Source organism: Sphingopyxis sp., assembly GCF_016463645.1.
In the GTDB taxonomy this organism is placed as follows: domain Bacteria; phylum Pseudomonadota; class Alphaproteobacteria; order Sphingomonadales; family Sphingomonadaceae; genus Sphingopyxis.
This window is the reverse complement of the sequence record NZ_JAEMQX010000092.1, coordinates 1-14,696: the sequence shown is the minus strand read 5'-3', so window position 1 is coordinate 14,696 and position 14,696 is coordinate 1. Positions and strand designations below refer to the sequence as shown.

At 64.6% G+C, this 14,696-nt stretch carries 17 protein-coding genes and 1 pseudogene; 14 read left to right on the top strand and 4 right to left on the bottom strand.

Features of this window, described 5'->3' with window-relative positions; all coding sequences use genetic code 11:
- Positions 1-61 precede the first annotated feature (61 nt).
- The 8 genes from ilvN to JHC57_RS16245 all read left to right on the top strand — a co-directional run bounded on the left by ilvN (position 62) and on the right by JHC57_RS16245 (position 6,351).
- Positions 62-580, top strand: coding sequence for an acetolactate synthase small subunit (gene ilvN / locus JHC57_RS16280; RefSeq protein WP_294031269.1), 519 nt, complete (start codon positions 62-64; stop codon positions 578-580).
- Positions 581-687: 107 nt separating this feature from the next.
- Positions 688-1,728, top strand: coding sequence for a ketol-acid reductoisomerase (gene ilvC / locus JHC57_RS16275; protein WP_294031268.1), 1,041 nt, complete (start codon positions 688-690; stop codon positions 1,726-1,728).
- Positions 1,729-1,767: 39 nt separating this feature from the next.
- The gene (locus JHC57_RS16270; protein ID WP_294031267.1) at positions 1,768-2,388 is read left to right on the top strand and encodes a DUF6151 family protein; all 621 of its coding nucleotides are present in this window, start codon (positions 1,768-1,770) and stop codon (positions 2,386-2,388) included.
- Between the two features lie 14 nt (positions 2,389-2,402).
- Positions 2,403-3,539, top strand: coding sequence for an 8-amino-7-oxononanoate synthase (locus JHC57_RS16265; RefSeq protein WP_294031266.1), 1,137 nt, complete (start codon positions 2,403-2,405; stop codon positions 3,537-3,539).
- The gene (gene bioD, locus JHC57_RS16260; protein ID WP_294031265.1) at positions 3,536-4,144 is read left to right on the top strand and encodes a dethiobiotin synthase; all 609 of its coding nucleotides are present in this window, start codon (positions 3,536-3,538) and stop codon (positions 4,142-4,144) included. The genes JHC57_RS16265 and bioD overlap by 4 nt, the downstream gene beginning before the upstream one ends.
- Entirely contained in the window at positions 4,141-5,388 is a 1,248-nt protein-coding gene (locus JHC57_RS16255; RefSeq protein WP_294031264.1) for an adenosylmethionine--8-amino-7-oxononanoate transaminase, read from the top strand. The genes bioD and JHC57_RS16255 overlap by 4 nt, the downstream gene beginning before the upstream one ends.
- Positions 5,389-5,457: 69 nt before the next feature.
- Entirely contained in the window at positions 5,458-5,745 is a 288-nt protein-coding gene (locus JHC57_RS16250; protein ID WP_294031263.1) for a hypothetical protein, read from the top strand.
- A 141-nt stretch (positions 5,746-5,886) separates the two neighbouring features.
- The gene (locus JHC57_RS16245) at positions 5,887-6,351 is read left to right on the top strand and encodes a hypothetical protein (protein ID WP_294031261.1); all 465 of its coding nucleotides are present in this window, start codon (positions 5,887-5,889) and stop codon (positions 6,349-6,351) included.
- Between the two features lie 43 nt (positions 6,352-6,394).
- On the opposite strand, the gene JHC57_RS16240 is transcribed toward JHC57_RS16245, so the two are convergent.
- A complete protein-coding gene (locus tag JHC57_RS16240) occupies positions 6,395-6,880 on the bottom strand; it encodes a YHS domain-containing (seleno)protein (protein ID WP_294031260.1) in 486 nt (161 codons plus the stop codon).
- Positions 6,881-7,040: 160 nt separating this feature from the next.
- Between JHC57_RS16240 and JHC57_RS16235 the strand changes: the two genes are divergently transcribed.
- Complete coding sequence (locus tag JHC57_RS16235) at positions 7,041-7,451, top strand: hypothetical protein (protein ID WP_294031259.1); 411 nt, start codon at positions 7,041-7,043, stop codon at positions 7,449-7,451.
- A gap of 212 nt (positions 7,452-7,663) precedes the next feature.
- Here the strand turns inward: JHC57_RS16235 and JHC57_RS16230 are convergent, their stop codons facing one another.
- A complete protein-coding gene (locus JHC57_RS16230; RefSeq protein WP_294031258.1) occupies positions 7,664-8,776 on the bottom strand; it encodes a helix-turn-helix transcriptional regulator in 1,113 nt (370 codons plus the stop codon).
- Positions 8,777-8,952: 176 nt separating this feature from the next.
- Here JHC57_RS16230 and JHC57_RS16225 point away from each other — a divergent pair, with 176 nt between their 5' ends.
- From JHC57_RS16225 to leuA, 4 genes are all read left to right on the top strand, one after another.
- Complete coding sequence (locus tag JHC57_RS16225) at positions 8,953-9,594, top strand: YceI family protein (protein ID WP_294031257.1); 642 nt, start codon at positions 8,953-8,955, stop codon at positions 9,592-9,594.
- A gap of 85 nt (positions 9,595-9,679) precedes the next feature.
- The gene (locus JHC57_RS16220; protein WP_294031255.1) at positions 9,680-10,030 is read left to right on the top strand and encodes a hypothetical protein; all 351 of its coding nucleotides are present in this window, start codon (positions 9,680-9,682) and stop codon (positions 10,028-10,030) included.
- Positions 10,031-10,156: 126 nt separating this feature from the next.
- Positions 10,157-10,654: a rhodanese-like domain-containing protein gene (locus JHC57_RS16215; protein WP_294031254.1), complete on the top strand. Its 498-nt coding sequence runs from the start codon at positions 10,157-10,159 to the stop codon at positions 10,652-10,654.
- Positions 10,655-10,859: 205 nt separating this feature from the next.
- Complete coding sequence (leuA, locus tag JHC57_RS16210; RefSeq protein WP_294031253.1) at positions 10,860-12,524, top strand: 2-isopropylmalate synthase; 1,665 nt, start codon at positions 10,860-10,862, stop codon at positions 12,522-12,524.
- A 44-nt stretch (positions 12,525-12,568) separates the two neighbouring features.
- Here leuA and JHC57_RS16205 read toward each other — a convergent pair whose 3' ends face one another.
- Both JHC57_RS16205 and JHC57_RS16200 read right to left on the bottom strand, forming a co-directional pair.
- On the bottom strand, positions 12,569-13,519 hold the full coding sequence (locus JHC57_RS16205) for a hypothetical protein (protein ID WP_294031251.1): 951 nt from the start codon (positions 13,517-13,519) through the stop codon (positions 12,569-12,571).
- Positions 13,519-14,325: a hypothetical protein gene (locus JHC57_RS16200; protein ID WP_294031250.1), complete on the bottom strand. Its 807-nt coding sequence runs from the start codon at positions 14,323-14,325 to the stop codon at positions 13,519-13,521. Before JHC57_RS16200 ends, JHC57_RS16205 begins: the two co-directional genes overlap by 1 nt.
- A gap of 151 nt (positions 14,326-14,476) precedes the next feature.
- Between JHC57_RS16200 and JHC57_RS16195 the strand changes: the two are divergent.
- A pseudogene (locus tag JHC57_RS16195) lies at positions 14,477-14,696 on the top strand (hypothetical protein); the annotation flags it as partial.

Here is a 14,696-nt window from a genome sequence, read left to right as displayed (position 1 = left end):
CTCCAGCCGAGCGACGTCACCGGCACGATGGACGACGAAGCCAAGGCACTGGTGTAAACTCATGAAAATCAAGACCGAAGCCGGCGAGCGCCATGTGCTCGCCATCACCGTCGACAACGAGGCCGGCGTGCTCGCCAAGATCACCGGCCTGTTCACCGCGCGCGGCTATAATATCGAAAGCCTGACCGTGGCCGACATCACCGCCGACCACGCGCTGTCGCGTATCACCATCGTCACCTCGGGCCCGCCGCCGGTCATCGACCAGATCATCGCGCAGCTCGACCGGCTCGTTCCCGTGCACAAGGTCATCGACCTCAACGACGCGGGCGAGGCGCATGTCGAACGCGAGATCGCGCTCGTCAAGGTCGCGGGCACCGGCGACAAGCGCATCGAGGCGCTGCGCATGGCCGACGTCTTCCGCGCCAAGGTCGTCGACACCACGCTCACCAGCTTCATCTTCGAAATCACCGGGACGAGCGACAAGGTCGACCGCTTCATCGCGCTGATGCGCGAATGCGGGCTGGTCGAGGTCGGCCGCACCGGCGTCGTCGCCATCGCCCGCGGGTCGGAGGCGCTCTGAGTTTTAACGGGAATAACGGTCCAACCTTCGTCACCCCGGACTTGATCCGGGGTCCATGGATGCCGGATCAAGTCCGGCATGACGAAAGAAAATAAGGGAAGAATGACATGCAGGTTTATTACGATCGCGACGCCGACCAGGATCTGATCAAGGGCAAGAAGGTCGCCGTCGTCGGCTACGGCAGCCAAGGCCACGCCCACGCGCAGAACATGCGCGACAGCGGCGTCAAGGAAGTCGCGATCGCGCTCCGCCCCGGCTCGGCGACCGCCAAAAAGGCCGAGGCCGCGGGCTTCAAGGTGCTTTCGAACAAGGAAGCCGCCGAATGGGCCGACGTGATCATGATCGCCGCTCCCGACGAGCATCAGGCCAAGATCTACGCCGACGACATCGGCCCGAACATGAAGCCCGGCGCCGCGCTCGCCTTCGCGCACGGCCTCAACATCCACTTCGGGCTGATCGACGCGCGCCCCGACATCGACGTCTTCATGGTCGCGCCCAAGGGCCCCGGCCACACGGTGCGCAGCGAATATCAGAAGGGCGGCGGCGTCCCGTGCCTGATCGCGGTCGCGCAGGAAGCACAGGGCGCGGGTTCGTCGGGCAACGGCTATGCCAAGGCGCTCGCCCTCTCCTACGCCTCGGCGGTCGGCGGCGGCCGCAGCGGCATCATCGAGACGACGTTCAAGGAAGAGTGCGAAACCGACCTTTTCGGCGAACAGGCGGTGCTCTGCGGCGGCATCACCCACCTGATCCAGGCGGGTTTCGAAACGCTCGTCGAGGCGGGCTATGCCCCCGAAATGGCCTATTTCGAATGCCTCCACGAAACCAAGCTGATCGTCGACCTCCTCTATGAAGGCGGCATCGCGAACATGCGCTACTCGATCTCGAACACCGCCGAATATGGCGACATCAAGACCGGCCCGCGCATCATCACCGACGAAACGAAGAAGGAAATGAAGCGCGTCCTCGCCGACATCCAGTCGGGCCGCTTCGTCAAGGACTTCGTGCTCGACAATCAGGCCGGCCAGCCCGAACTGAAGGCGAGCCGCAAGGCGGCCGCCGCGCATCAGCTCGAAAAGACCGGCGCCGAGCTGCGCGCGATGATGCCGTGGATCGCCAAGAACCAGCTCGTCGACAAGTCGAAGAACTGATCGCTTCCCCAGTCGCGGGCGAGGAGCTAGGGCCGGATCATGGCATCCGACCTCTCCTTCGCCTGCGACTGCGGAACCGTCACCGGCGCGATGCGCGTCGTTCCGGGCGAGGGCGATCATGTCGTCTGCCACTGCACCGATTGCCAGAATCTCACGCATCATCTCGGCCACGCGCATCTGCTCGACGCGCACGGCGGCACGCCGCTCTACCAGACACGCTGCGCACGGATGCGGATCGACTCCGGCCGCGAGCGGCTCGCCTGCCTTCACCTGACCGACGCGCCGACACTGCGCTGGTACGCGGCCTGCTGCCGCACGCCACTGTTCAACACGTTCAGGAACGGCAAGCTGCCCTTCATCACGATCCTGACCGCCGCCTGCGATCCGGCAAGGCGCGCAGAAGCGTTCGGCCAACCGCGCGGCCATCTCTTCACGCAGGACGCGATCGGCGACGCCGGCCATCTGCCAAAAATGGGCACGCCGACGCTGATGCGTCGCTTTTTCGTCCGCGCGATCAGGGATATCGTTTCGGGTGACCGCCGCCGATCGGCGCTTTTCGACGCCAAGACCCTCGAACCGATCGCGACGCCGCACCGGCTGACCGGCGAAGAGCGGAAGACGCTCAATAATATCCGCACCGGCGCAGACCCGACGCCCTGAACCGAAAAGACACCATGGCGAACTCTCCCTTCACCGCCCACCGCGCCGATCTCGCGGCGCTCGCGCACGACAGCCGGCGCCGCGCCCTCGCGCCGCGCGCCGGCCGCGATTTCGCGTCGAACGACTATCTCGGCCTCGCCGATAGCGAGACGCTCCGCGCCGCGCTCGCCGCGGGCATCGAACGCGGCCTTCCCGCGGGTTCGGGCGGTTCGCGTCTGCTGCGCGGCAATCATCCCGAACATGAAGCGCTCGAAGCGCACGCCGCCCGCCATTACGGCAGCGAGGCCGCGCTCTTCTTCGCGACCGGCTTCGCCGCCAACGCCGCGCTCTTCGCGACGCTGCCGCAGCGCGGCGACCTCGTCGTCCATGACGAGCTCATCCACGCGAGCGCGCACGACGGGATGAAGCTCGGCCGCGCCGGCCATGTCGCCGCCGCGCACAACGACGCGCAGGCCTTCGCCGACATCATCGCGCGCTGGCGCGCCGGCGGCGGCGCCGGAACGCCATGGATCGCGGTCGAAAGCCTCTACAGCATGGACGGCGACCGCGCCCCGCTCGCCGATCTCGCCGCGGTCGCCGACCGCCACGACGCCGTGCTGATCGTCGACGAGGCGCACGCGACCGGCGTCTTCGGCCCCGGCGGCGGCGGCCTCGCGCACGGCCTCGCGCGCCGCGACAACCTCGTCACCCTCCACACCTGCGGCAAGGCGCTCGGCGCGGAGGGCGCGCTGCTCTGCGGTCCCGCGGTGGCTTGCGACTTCCTCATCAACCGCGGCCGCCCCTTCATCTTCTCGACCGCGCCGTCGCCCTTGATGGCGTGGCTCGTCCGGCAGGCGATCGAGATCGTCGCGAACGAGCCCGAGCGGCAGGCGCGCCTCCACAGCCTCGTCCGCCACGCCGCCGAGTGCCTCGTCCCGCTCGGCATCCCCGCCAGCGGCACGCAGATCCTGCCCGTGATCATCGGCGACAACGACCGCACGATGCGCATTGCCGGCAGCCTCCGCGAGACGGGCTTTGACATTCGCGGCATTCGCCCGCCGACAGTGGCCGAAGGAACCGCCCGCCTGCGCATCGCGATCACGCTCAATGTTGACGAAGACAACATCGACGATATGGCCGACGCGCTCGCCGAAGCCATGGCCGCGGCATGACGCGCTTCGTCGTCACCGGCACCGACACCGGCATCGGGAAAACCGTCTTTTCCGCCGCTTTGGCGCAGGCGACACGCGCGCCCTACTGGAAACCGATCCAGTCCGGCCTCGAAGAAGCGAGTGACAGCGAGGTCGTCGCGCGCCTCGCCGGCGTGTCGATCCGAACCGAGGCCTATCGCCTCGTCACGCCCGCCTCGCCGCATGTCGCCGCCGAAATTGACGGCGTTAACATTGATGTCGAAACCCTCACGCCGCCACCCGGCGACATCATCGTCGAAGGCGCCGGCGGCGCGCTCGTCCCCGTGACGCGCACCACGCTCTACACCGACCTTTTCGCGAAATGGCAGATCCCGGTGATCGTCTGCGCGCGGACCAGCCTCGGCACGATCAACCACAGCCTGCTGACGATCGAGGCGCTGAAATCGCGCGGCGTCCCGATCCACGGCCTCGCCTTCCTCGGCGACGCGGCGGAGGACAGCGAGGCAACGATAGCTGAGATCAGCGGCGTCCGCCGGTTGGGCCGCCTGCCGATCATCGCCCCGCTGAACGGCGAAACCCTCGCGCACGCCTTCGCCGCCAACTTCCACTTGGCGGATTTCGCATGACCTCCCCCGTCTGGCATCCCTTTACCCAGCACGGCCTCGGGGACCCCATCCCGCTGATAAGCCACGCCAAAGACGCGAAACTCCATGCCGCCGACGGCCGAAGCTGGATCGACGCCATCTCGAGCTGGTGGGTCACCACGCACGGCCACGCGCACCCGCGCATCATGGCGGCGATCCGCGCCCAGTCCGAGAAGCTCGACCAGCTCATCTTCGCCGGCTGGACGCACGAGCCCGCCGAGAGGCTTGCCACCGAACTGATCCGCATCACCCCCGATCCGCTCACCCGCGTCTTCTTCTCGGACTCGGGCTCGACCAGCGTCGAGGTCGCGCTCAAGATGGCGCTCGGCTACTGGTACAACATCGGCGAGCCGCGTAGCCGCATCCTCGTCCTCGAACACAGCTATCATGGCGACACGATCGGCACGATGTCGGTCGGCGAGCGCGGCGTCTACAACCGCGCCTGGCAGCCTTTGCTCTTCGATGTCGACACCATCCCCTTCCCCCATGAAGGCATGGAGCAGGCCGCGCTCGACGCGCTCGAAGCCGCCTGCGTTCAAAAACCCGCCGCCTTCATCGTCGAACCGCTCATTCTCGGCGCCGGCGGCATGCTCATCTACCCCGCGTGGGTGCTCGCCGAGATGCGCGCCATTTGCGCGCGCCACGGCGTCCTCTTCATCGCCGACGAGGTGATGACCGGCTGGGGCCGCACCGGCACGCGCTTCGCCTGCGATTCTGCGGGCGTCATCCCCGACATCGTCTGCCTGTCGAAGGGCCTCACCGGCGGCGCGATCCCGCTCGCCGTCACCCTCTGCATCGAACCGATCTTTCAGGCGCATTTCTCGACCGACCGCGCGAAGACCTTTTACCATTCGAGCAGCTACACCGCGAACCCGATCGCCTGCGCCGCCGCGAACGCCAATCTCGAAATCTGGCGCGACGAGCCGGTGCAGCAGCGGATCGACGCGCTCGCCGACGCGCAGGCGGCGCACCTCTCGCTGCTTTCGCACGACCCGCGCATCGCCAACCCCCGCCGCCTCGGCACCATCGCCGCGCTCGATATGGTCGTGCCGGACTCAGGCTATCTCTCGAACCTCGCTCCGCGCCTGATCGCTTTTTATCGCGACCACGGCATCCTCCTTCGTCCGCTCGGCAACACGCTCTATCTGATGCCGCCCTATTGCATCACGCCCGCCGAACTGGCGCAGGTCTGGGAAGCGATCGGCGCGTCACTGGACGTGATTTAGAAACGGCCGCTAGCGACCGGTTGCGGACATCGGCGCACAGCGGCAAGATGGGTGGCGAACGGATAGAGAATGCGCCAACGCCAACGATTTTATTCCCTGCGGTTCCTGCTGGAACTGGCGATCATCCCGATCAGCCTAATCGCGGCTTATGCACTGTTCGTCGGGGTGACGTTCGGATTTAATCTTTGGCGTGCGGAGGCACCCTTCGTCACCGTCGTATGGCTGATGATCGTGACCTCTCCGCTATGGTTCTACCTTCTTCTCAAATGGTCTCAAACATCCGCAACAAGAACGGCATTCCTCGCCGCAGGAGTGGCCATCCCTGCGAGCTATTTTGCATTTCAAGTGTTCGCCTGAACATGCGCGGACAACGTCCGCTCACCACCCCGTTTCGGTCAATGTCTGTAGTCCGGAACGCAGTGGCCGATTTCGAGCGGTTGCGGACATCCATTCCTTCATGGATAAACGTGGGCAAGCCGAAATTCGGGGTAAAATCTGATGCAGCGCAGGTTAACGACTCAGCTCGCAAACCAGAGCGGACTGGAGGTGATCTCGTTTCAGCACTGTGACTGCTTGGTTTTTTCGCGCGGCGAAACCTTGAAAATGTTCGCACCACATTCGAAGCGAGTGCTGGGAGGAACGGCTCAGGATCGCATCGTCACTGGCGACCTTCTGGTGATCTTTGATGCCGACCTCGAACCGCTTCGCTCTCCTTCAAAGAGATTCAAATTTGCCAACTTCGCAACCTACGCACCCATCGCGAACTTTCCGTCTACCGCTGAATCGTCGATGATCATCGAGGGCGTCGTCGATGAGCATTTTTTCAGGCAAATTCACGATCTCCTGGCAGCCCTTCCCGTTAGCAAATCAGAATGGAACGCCAAGTTCGGACCAGACTTTTTCACTCGTACCATGATTGATCGCTGCGTTGAGACGGTGAAGTACCTGAGGAAAGGAGACTGATTCTTGCAATGTCTCCTTCCCACCCCAAAACAGACGCTCGCCCTCACCCCCCGAATTTCGCATCGTCCGGCATCGTCGCCCAATTCTTCTCGGCCGCCGCGATATAGCCCGCGCGGTCCTCATCCCACTTCGCCTTCACCTCCTGATTGAAGTTCAGGTACAGCTTTCCGTCGACGATCGCGTAAGCCAGCGGATCGCCGGGCGCGAGATAGCCCCGCGACATCGCCCAGGCGCAATGGCCGCCATAGCGCGGCATGAACGCCTCGGGATTGGCCTGAAAACGCGCCGCATTGGCGGCGTTGGCAAAACGATAGACGGCCCCGCCATGCTCGACCGCAAAGGCCGCGTCACCCTTCACCGGCACGCCGTCGCCATCGAAATAACTCACCGTATCATAACCGCTGACGGCGATATTGTCGCCATCGACGCCGACATAGACCGGCTTGGCATAGGCGTGCGGCGTAAATGCCGCGACCGAAAGCGGTGCGAGTACCGCGGCGAGCAGCGCGAACAGGGCTTGGTTTCTCATGATCAATCTCCATCTGACAGGGATCGGTCCCGTGCCGCATCCCCTTCGCCGCCCGGTTCGCGCCAAAAGCGCAATGGGTTACGCAGGTAATTCGGCTTAGGTTCATCTCCGCCGCCGCATCTGGCGTGGAGGGGATTCGGGGACCGGGAAGTTGATCTGAATGACAAAGACCGCCGCCCTCCTCCTCCCGCTCCTCGCGCCGCTTGCCTTCGCCGCGCCGGCGCTCGCACAGGACGATGGCTCGCTTGCCCAGTCGGGGCAGCCGCCGCAGCGGACCTCGGTTCTCTACACCTATGGCGACGAGCCCTGCCCCGAACCGCAGGGCGACGAGATCGTCGTCTGCGCGCAGCAGCCCGAATCCGAACGCTACCGCGTCCCCAAGGAACTCCGCGAGGAGCTGAAGGAGGATGAGGTGGTCGGCGGCGGCAGCTGGGCCTCGGCGGTCGAGGGCTACGACAATGTCGCGCGTGCCACCCGCCCGAACAGCTGCTCGCCGGTCGGCAGCTACGGCTTCACCGGCTGCGCCGCCGCCGCGATGCGCCAATGGTTCGAAGCACGCCGCGCGCCCTGACAAAGCGACGGGCCGTTCGCATCATACCCCCGACGGGGTATGCCGCTTTCCTAAATCGCTGATATCGCGCCGCTGCAGAGGGGATTGATTGCGTGGGGGCAATCGAAAACCGGACGCAATCATCCTTGCGATATCGGCGTCCGGCTGGGGGATATCGGCGGTCGCGACCCACCGTCGATATCCTTTCCCGCGCATGCCCGGGTCCCTGTCCGTCAGCGCAGCAACCGGTTGACCAGGGCCGTCAGCTCGGCTTCGCGCCCGACCTCGCTCTTGCGCAGGATCGACTTGATCTGCGTGGCCAGCGTCTGCGCGCTCGTCCCGCGGCCGGCCGCGATGTCTTCGCGCACTTCGCCGTTCGCCAGCCGCAGCGCGATCTCGGCCTCGGCATGCGTCAGCCCCAGCGCCGCACGCAGCGGCGCCGCGCGCATCGCGGGAATGTCGGCGGCGCGGCGCGCCACGACCAGCACGCGGGGCTCGAAACCGAAATCCCATTCGCGCTGGGGCATGCGGAACAGCTCGCACAGCACGCCCCCGCTGTCGCCATCCTGCGGCGGCCCGATCCAGTATTGCTGCATTGCCTGACCGCCGAGCGCGCGCCCCAGCGCCGTCTGCAACAGCGTATCGGCATCGCGCCGCACCGCGCCCAGCCGGCCTCGGCGGAGGCGCAGCGCGCCGCCCGCGGGATCGCCGGTGATCGCCTCGGCCGCCGCCGATTGCGCGACGACCGTGCCGTGGCGGTCGATCAGAAACGCCGCGACGCCGATCGCATCGAACGCGCCCGCGGTCATTTGCGCGCCGCGCTGTGCCATCGCCCGCTGCATCCGCACCGCCGCCAGCGCATGCCTTGCCCCCGCGGCGAACAGCTTGCGGTCGCGCTCGCTGGTCCGGCCGTCGCGCTCGGACCGGAGCACCGCCATGCCGACGAGCAGCCCGTCGCCCTCGATCAGCGCGGTCTGGCATCCGTTGACGCCGCCCCAGCGCCGAACATGCTCTTCATATTCGGCCGTCCCGCTATGCGTTCGCGCGATCTCGTAATGCGCCTCGTGCCGTATCTCGAGCGACGGACCGCTCGCCGCGACGCGCCAGTTGACCTCGGGCCGCCACCCCTCGATCTCGATGAATTCGCGCTGATAGGACGCGTCGATATCGGGCATGAAGTTGAACAGCGCCGCCTGCTCGCCGATGCCGAGCAACTGAGCGTGCGTCGCACCCGTCCGGCGCGCGAACAGGCGCAGCGCCGCGTTCCAGCCGTCCGTCTCGAACGGCGCCGCCAGAAAGGCGTTTTCGACCTCCACCGCTTCGCGGGCAAACAGACCATCCATCACGCAAGGCCCCCCAGCCTTCGCAGTTGCGGCATAGCAGCAGGAAAGACCGCGTAACACAAGCGGGCTTGCGACAACATGCATTGCGCGCCCGAACCGAAACGCTGCGTTTCGCCGGCGCTTGTTGACGCCGCGCCGCGGCTTCGCCTAGCTTCCACCTCCCCAACAGGAGATTGTCCATGCGTCGCATCCTCCCCTATGCCGCCCTCGCACTCGTCGCGGTCGTCGCAACCCCCATCGTCGTCGCACAGGGCGGCTCCGCCCCCGGCGCGCCCGACAGGTCGCGCGTCACCGGCGGCACCTACGTCGCCGATCCCGGCCACACGATGGTCGTCTGGGAAGTCGACCACCTCGGCTTCAGCAAATATACCGGTATCTTCGGCGACGTGACCGGCACGCTCGTCATCGATCCGAAGAACCCCGCCGCGGCCAGGGTCGACGTCACGATCCCCGTGTCGAAGGTCACCACCGCCAGCGCCGGCCTGACGAGCCACCTCCTCCGCGCGGGCAAGGACGGCGGCAAGCCCGACTTCTTCGGCGCCAACCCCGCCGACGCCAAATTCGTCTCCACCTCGGTCGTCGTCGATGCCGAGGGCGACGAGGCGAAGGTCACCGGCAATCTGACGCTCAACGGCGTGACGAAACCCGTGACGCTCGACGTCGATTTCCACGGCGCCGGCATCGGCATGACCAAAAAGGAAACCGTCGGCTTCCAGGCCGAAACGACGATCAGGCGCAGCGATTTCGGCGTGTCGATGGGCATTCCGATGGTCAGCGACGAGGTCGAACTCGAAATCCACGCCGCCTTCGAAAAGCAGTAAGCGCACCCAATCTGTCACACGCGCCGCGTACAAGGGGGCGGGACCGCATGCCGGTCCCGCCTCTTTTCGTACAAGGAGCCGTGTGATGAGCGAACTGGTACGCGAAATTGTCGAAGTGAACGCGTCGGTCGACGGCGACGAGGAAAATCCGGTGCTGGTCGTCGAGGTCGAGGGCCTCGCCCCCACCGCAGGCTGGACCAACGTCCGGCTCGAACCGCATGTCACCATCACCCCGCCCGACGACGGCGTGCAGGACTTCGACCTCGTCGGCGACCGCCCGGCAGATGCCGCCGAGGCCCTCTCCGAAGTCGAGGCCGCATGGGAAGGCCCGCTCGAGGACTGGTGCATCGGCGTGCGCGTGCACGGCATCGACAACCTCATCGAGGACGAGATCTTCGAGCCGTGGGACGAGGACGACGAGAGCGAAGCCGCCTGACGCTCGCGCCTCGACAGTCCCCTGCACTGCGCCGGGCCGCCGCAGACGCGCGGCCCGGCGACATTTTCGGTTCATCGCAGGGCCAGCAAGCGCGGCGTAGCTTCCCGTCATTCAAGGGAGGATCCCATGCGCACCCTGCTTCTCGCTCTCGCCCTCACCGCCGCGCCCGCCTTCGCCCAGAACGCCGCAGCGCCGAACCCGCAAATCGACTATCCCGGCTTCGAGGCGCTCACCGCCAGCGTCGCCCCCGAACGCGCCACCCGCCTGATCGCCTTCGACGCGTTCAAGGCCGAGGCCGCGAAGCCCGGCACCCTCCTCCTCGACGCGCGCTCGAAGGACGCCTTCCAGCGCGGCCATATCAGGGGCGCGGTCAACCTCCCGCTCACCGATTTCACCGCCGAAAGCCTCGCCGCGGTGATCGGCGCCGACTCCGGCCGCCCCATCCTCATCTATTGCAACAATAATTTCTCGAACCACCGCAGCCCCGTGCCGCTCAAATCGGCGGCGCTCGCGCTCAATATCCAGACCTTCATCAACCTCGTCGGCTACGGCTATCCCAACGTCCGCGAACTCGCCGACGTCGTCGATTTCACCGATCCCGGGGTCGAGTGGGTGACCGGTTGAGCCCGCGCCCCGCGTAATTTTCGCACTCCCCCCTTGCCAAGCGCGACATTTTGCATCATTGCGCAGGCCATGCGCGGCAACGCCCTTCTTCTTCTGCGACTTACACGCCCTTGGGCGTGACACTGGCTGCGCGCTAGTCGCGGCCACCCGCTCAAGGGTCCGATCGACAAAGCACCGCAACCGACAGCAGAAGAAGTACCCCACCATGACCATGCTCCGCGACCCCTCGGTCAAGTACAGCGCCTTCCCGCAGGTTCCGCTCACGAACCGCGAATGGCCCGGCCGCGTCACCACACAGGCGCCGATCTGGCTCTCCACCGACATGCGCGACGGCAACCAGTCGCTGATCGACCCGATGGATGCCGAGAAAAAGGCGCGCTTCTTCGACCTGCTCGTCCGCTGCGGGTTCAAGGAGATCGAGGTCGGCTTCCCCAGCGCGGGCGCGACCGAATTCGACTTCATCTCGGGCCTCGTCAAGAACGGCCGCATCCCCGACGACGTCACCCCGCAGGTGCTGACGCAAAGCCGCGCCGACCTCATCCGCACCAGCTTCGACAGCCTCGAAGGCGCGAAGACCGCGATCGTCCACGTCTATAACGCGGTCAGCCCCGCGTGGCGCAAGATCGTCTTCGGCATGGAGATGGACGAGATCAGGGGCATCGCGATCGAGGGCGCGAAGCAGCTCCGCGACAATGCCGCGCGCCTGCCCGGCACCGACTGGCGTTTCGAATACAGCCCCGAAACCTTCTCGACCGCCGAGCTCGATTTCAGCATCGCCTGCTGCGAGGCGGTGATGGACATCCTCCAGCCGACGGCGGACAAGCCGATCATCCTCAACCTCCCCGCGACGGTCGAGGCGTCGACGGCGAACATCTACGCCGACCAGATCGAATATTTCTGCAAGAACCTCCCCAATCGCGACCGCGCGATCATATCGCTGCACACCCACAACGACCGCGGCACCGGCGTCGCGGCGGCCGAGCTCGGCCTGCTCGCGGGCGCCGACCGCGTCGAGGGCTGCCTGTTCGGCAATGGCGAGCGCACCGGCAACACCTGCCTCGTCACCGTCGCGCTCAACATGTACACGCAGGGCGTCGACCCCCAGCTCGACTTCTCGAACATCGACGAGGTCATCGCGACGGTCGAATATTGCAACAACCTGCCCGTCCACCCGCGCCACCCCTATGGCGGCGAGCTCGTCTACACCGCCTTTTCGGGCAGCCATCAGGATGCGATCAAGAAAGGCTTCGCCGCGCGCGAGCGCCAGAATGACGAAAAATGGGAAGTCCCCTACCTCCCCATCGACCCCGCCGACCTCGGCCGCAGCTACGAAGCGGTGATCCGCGTCAACAGCCAGTCGGGCAAGGGCGGCGTCGCATGGGTGCTCGAACAGGACAAGGGCCTGAAATTGCCCAAGAAGATGCAGGCGAGCTTCAGCCATGTCGTACAGGCACTCGCCGACAGCACGAGCCGCGAGCTCGGCGCCGACGACATCTGGCACGCGTTCGAGCGCCAGTATCTGGCGACCGAAGCCAAGCGCTTCCAGCTCGTCGACTGGTCGGAGACGCACTCGGGCGCCGACCGCATCTTCGCCGGCAAGCTCACCATCGACGGCACCCCGCGCAGCGTCAGCGGCCGCGGCAACGGCCTGATGTCGAGCGTCATCGCCGCGCTCGCCGAGTCCGGCGGCCCGATCATGGACATCGTCGATTACAGCGAACATGCGATCGGTCAGGGCAGCAATGTGCAGGCCGCGGCTTATGTCGAATGCCGCACGGCGGACGGGAAAAGCCTGTTTGGGTGCGGGCTCGATACGGACGTCGCAACGGCGAGTGTGCGGGCGATTTTGTCGGCGGCTAATGGGGCTTAGGAAGGCACCCCTCGCCGCTTTGCGGCGGCGGGACTGTGTCGAAACTAATGGAGTAGGTTTCCATCTCTAGGCGTTTCCGCAGTCAAGACTCGGCGCCCGATCTCCGCCACCGTCGTATATGCTTCCAACCGCAGCTCTTCTTGATCTGCTTGGGTTTCAAGAGCCTTGCGCGCAACTTCGAGGTGCTCGAATTGACGCTCGCTAACCTGCGGATCGTTTGCCGAAGGCATTTGAATCAGCATTTCGTGCTGACGACTGAATGCGTTCGCCGTCTCGGAATCACGGTCGACCTTCAAGTCCCAGAGTCGACGCTTAATGAGGTCCACCGACCTAGAAATCTGCCCGACACTAAGAGTCCCAAAGTTCGCTACCAATTGAGAACCCGAGAAATCGATTGAAACTTCGTGGCTGCGTCGCCGCCGTTGCTGCTGAGTAGCCAAATCCGATCGGAAAAATCCCGCCAAGCCACTCCGCGCTTCGACGACATAGTCGAGAACCAACCTTGGAAGCCTGTCGCCTCCTGCAAACGCTTCGAATTTATCCTCGTAACTGATGTCATCGAGCGCCGCCAATCCAGCGTTTAGACCTGCCGCCTCGGCATCGTACAACGAAGACAGTGCACTCATCCATGAGACGCCTATCGCTTGCAAAGACAAGCCATCAGCCACACGAATTTCTCCGATACTTACCCCAGTAATCGATGGCCTGAAATCGGTCACAGCCGCCGCCGAGCGCGCGGCCAAATCTGCCTGCAGTTCATCAAGCGTGATGCCCGCGACTTGAATGACAATATCCGATTGCGCGCCGTACAGGCACTGTAACCTGTTAAGCGCATTCGCGGCTTCGATATGAAAACCGGTGTCGTTGAATACCGCTACACCGATGATCAACCGTTCTTGCGACCCTCGGATCGGCGACAGGAAAATCGGGACCCAGTTCCCTCGAACCGGGTTTTCGAGAGACGGAAAAGAGTCGCTATTTAGGTTCACGATCATCAGATAAGTACCGGCGAATTGAGCGCTGCGCTAGCTATGCGCGTCACCTCGTTGACTCGCTTTTTCAGGAAGCCCCTAAGGGCCTCAACGTCGTCGGACGCAAGCAATATATCTGCTCTGCTTGCCACAATTGCTGCGTCCACATCGATCAAACGAAGGTCCGCCTCCAACACGCCCGCTTGGCGCGACGTCGCGTCCCTACCATCTTCCGTAAGATGAGGGGTAAGCCAATCTGCTAGACGATGTGGGTAGCTGCCGACCGGATCAAGCGCATCCTTCGACCAATTAGGTCCAGTAAACGCCCAGCCGTGATCTATTAGCCACGCCTCAGCACCCGCGCCGAATAATAGATTGCCTGCGTGCCGATCAATGTTCGCGATCCAGCCGTCAAATCCATATAGTCGCCCCAATGACGGCCAAGCCGTTATGGCTCCAAGCAAACGGGCACGCCCGGACAGATCGGCTGTTCGATAGCGAAATTGCACATTGGGTACACCGACATCCACGCTCGCCAGCATCAGACGCCGACCATCGTTGATAAGCGGACCCTTCGTCGTCGCCAAATCGGACGGGTCGACTTGCGCCAATAACGCATCCGGCGTGGGCAACGACAACAAGCGAGCCAGCACAAACGCGATAAGCTCGTTTGCTAGCTCCTTGCTTCCCACATCCTTTAAAACGGCGCTTACGATAGCTCCATCCGCCCGAAGGACCTGCCCCCGATACGTGTCGTTTATGTTTCCTTCTTTGAAGCCCTCTGCTCCGGCAAGAACGGTGGCAAGTTCTACCGTTGGCATTACTGCCATACATCTTCCCTCCCCTAAGTTCATTGAGGCTATATGCTACCGGGATAGAGGGCAAGGCCAAGATCCGAACAACCAATCTCCAAAACCTCTTTCCTACATTTCACCCATATGGTTCATTCTGTCGGTTTCACCCAACCGAAAGGACGAATCGATGGACGACTCCCCGCACGATCCCGCGCATATCCCCGCCCCCGGCAGCTATCACTGGACGCCGCGGCTCCAGCGCGAGTTTCTGGAGGCTTTCGCGACCAACGGGTCGGTGAAGATTTCGGCGGCAAAGGTCTGCATGTCGCCCGCCGCTGTCTATCAGCTCAAACAGCGGCCCGAGGGCGCGGCGTTCCGGCTCGGCTGCGCCGCCGCGGTGCTGATCG

Coding starts and splice junctions, on each gene's coding strand:
- JHC57_RS16225 (WP_294031257.1), top strand. CDS start 8,953: ATGCGTCGCATCCTCCCCTATGCCGCCCTCGCACTCGTCGCGGTCGTC.
- leuA (WP_294031253.1), top strand. CDS start 10,860: ATGACCATGCTCCGCGACCCCTCGGTCAAGTACAGCGCCTTCCCGCAG.
- bioD (WP_294031265.1), top strand. CDS start 3,536: ATGACGCGCTTCGTCGTCACCGGCACCGACACCGGCATCGGGAAAACC.
- JHC57_RS16200 (WP_294031250.1), bottom strand. CDS start 14,325: ATGGCAGTAATGCCAACGGTAGAACTTGCCACCGTTCTTGCCGGAGCA.
- JHC57_RS16205 (WP_294031251.1), bottom strand. CDS start 13,519: ATGATCGTGAACCTAAATAGCGACTCTTTTCCGTCTCTCGAAAACCCG.
- JHC57_RS16250 (WP_294031263.1), top strand. CDS start 5,458: ATGCGCCAACGCCAACGATTTTATTCCCTGCGGTTCCTGCTGGAACTG.
- JHC57_RS16270 (WP_294031267.1), top strand. CDS start 1,768: ATGGCATCCGACCTCTCCTTCGCCTGCGACTGCGGAACCGTCACCGGC.
- ilvC (WP_294031268.1), top strand. CDS start 688: ATGCAGGTTTATTACGATCGCGACGCCGACCAGGATCTGATCAAGGGC.
- JHC57_RS16240 (WP_294031260.1), bottom strand. CDS start 6,880: ATGAGAAACCAAGCCCTGTTCGCGCTGCTCGCCGCGGTACTCGCACCG.
- JHC57_RS16235 (WP_294031259.1), top strand. CDS start 7,041: ATGACAAAGACCGCCGCCCTCCTCCTCCCGCTCCTCGCGCCGCTTGCC.
- JHC57_RS16255 (WP_294031264.1), top strand. CDS start 4,141: ATGACCTCCCCCGTCTGGCATCCCTTTACCCAGCACGGCCTCGGGGAC.
- JHC57_RS16220 (WP_294031255.1), top strand. CDS start 9,680: ATGAGCGAACTGGTACGCGAAATTGTCGAAGTGAACGCGTCGGTCGAC.
- JHC57_RS16215 (WP_294031254.1), top strand. CDS start 10,157: ATGCGCACCCTGCTTCTCGCTCTCGCCCTCACCGCCGCGCCCGCCTTC.
- JHC57_RS16245 (WP_294031261.1), top strand. CDS start 5,887: ATGCAGCGCAGGTTAACGACTCAGCTCGCAAACCAGAGCGGACTGGAG.
- ilvN (WP_294031269.1), top strand. CDS start 62: ATGAAAATCAAGACCGAAGCCGGCGAGCGCCATGTGCTCGCCATCACC.
- JHC57_RS16265 (WP_294031266.1), top strand. CDS start 2,403: ATGGCGAACTCTCCCTTCACCGCCCACCGCGCCGATCTCGCGGCGCTC.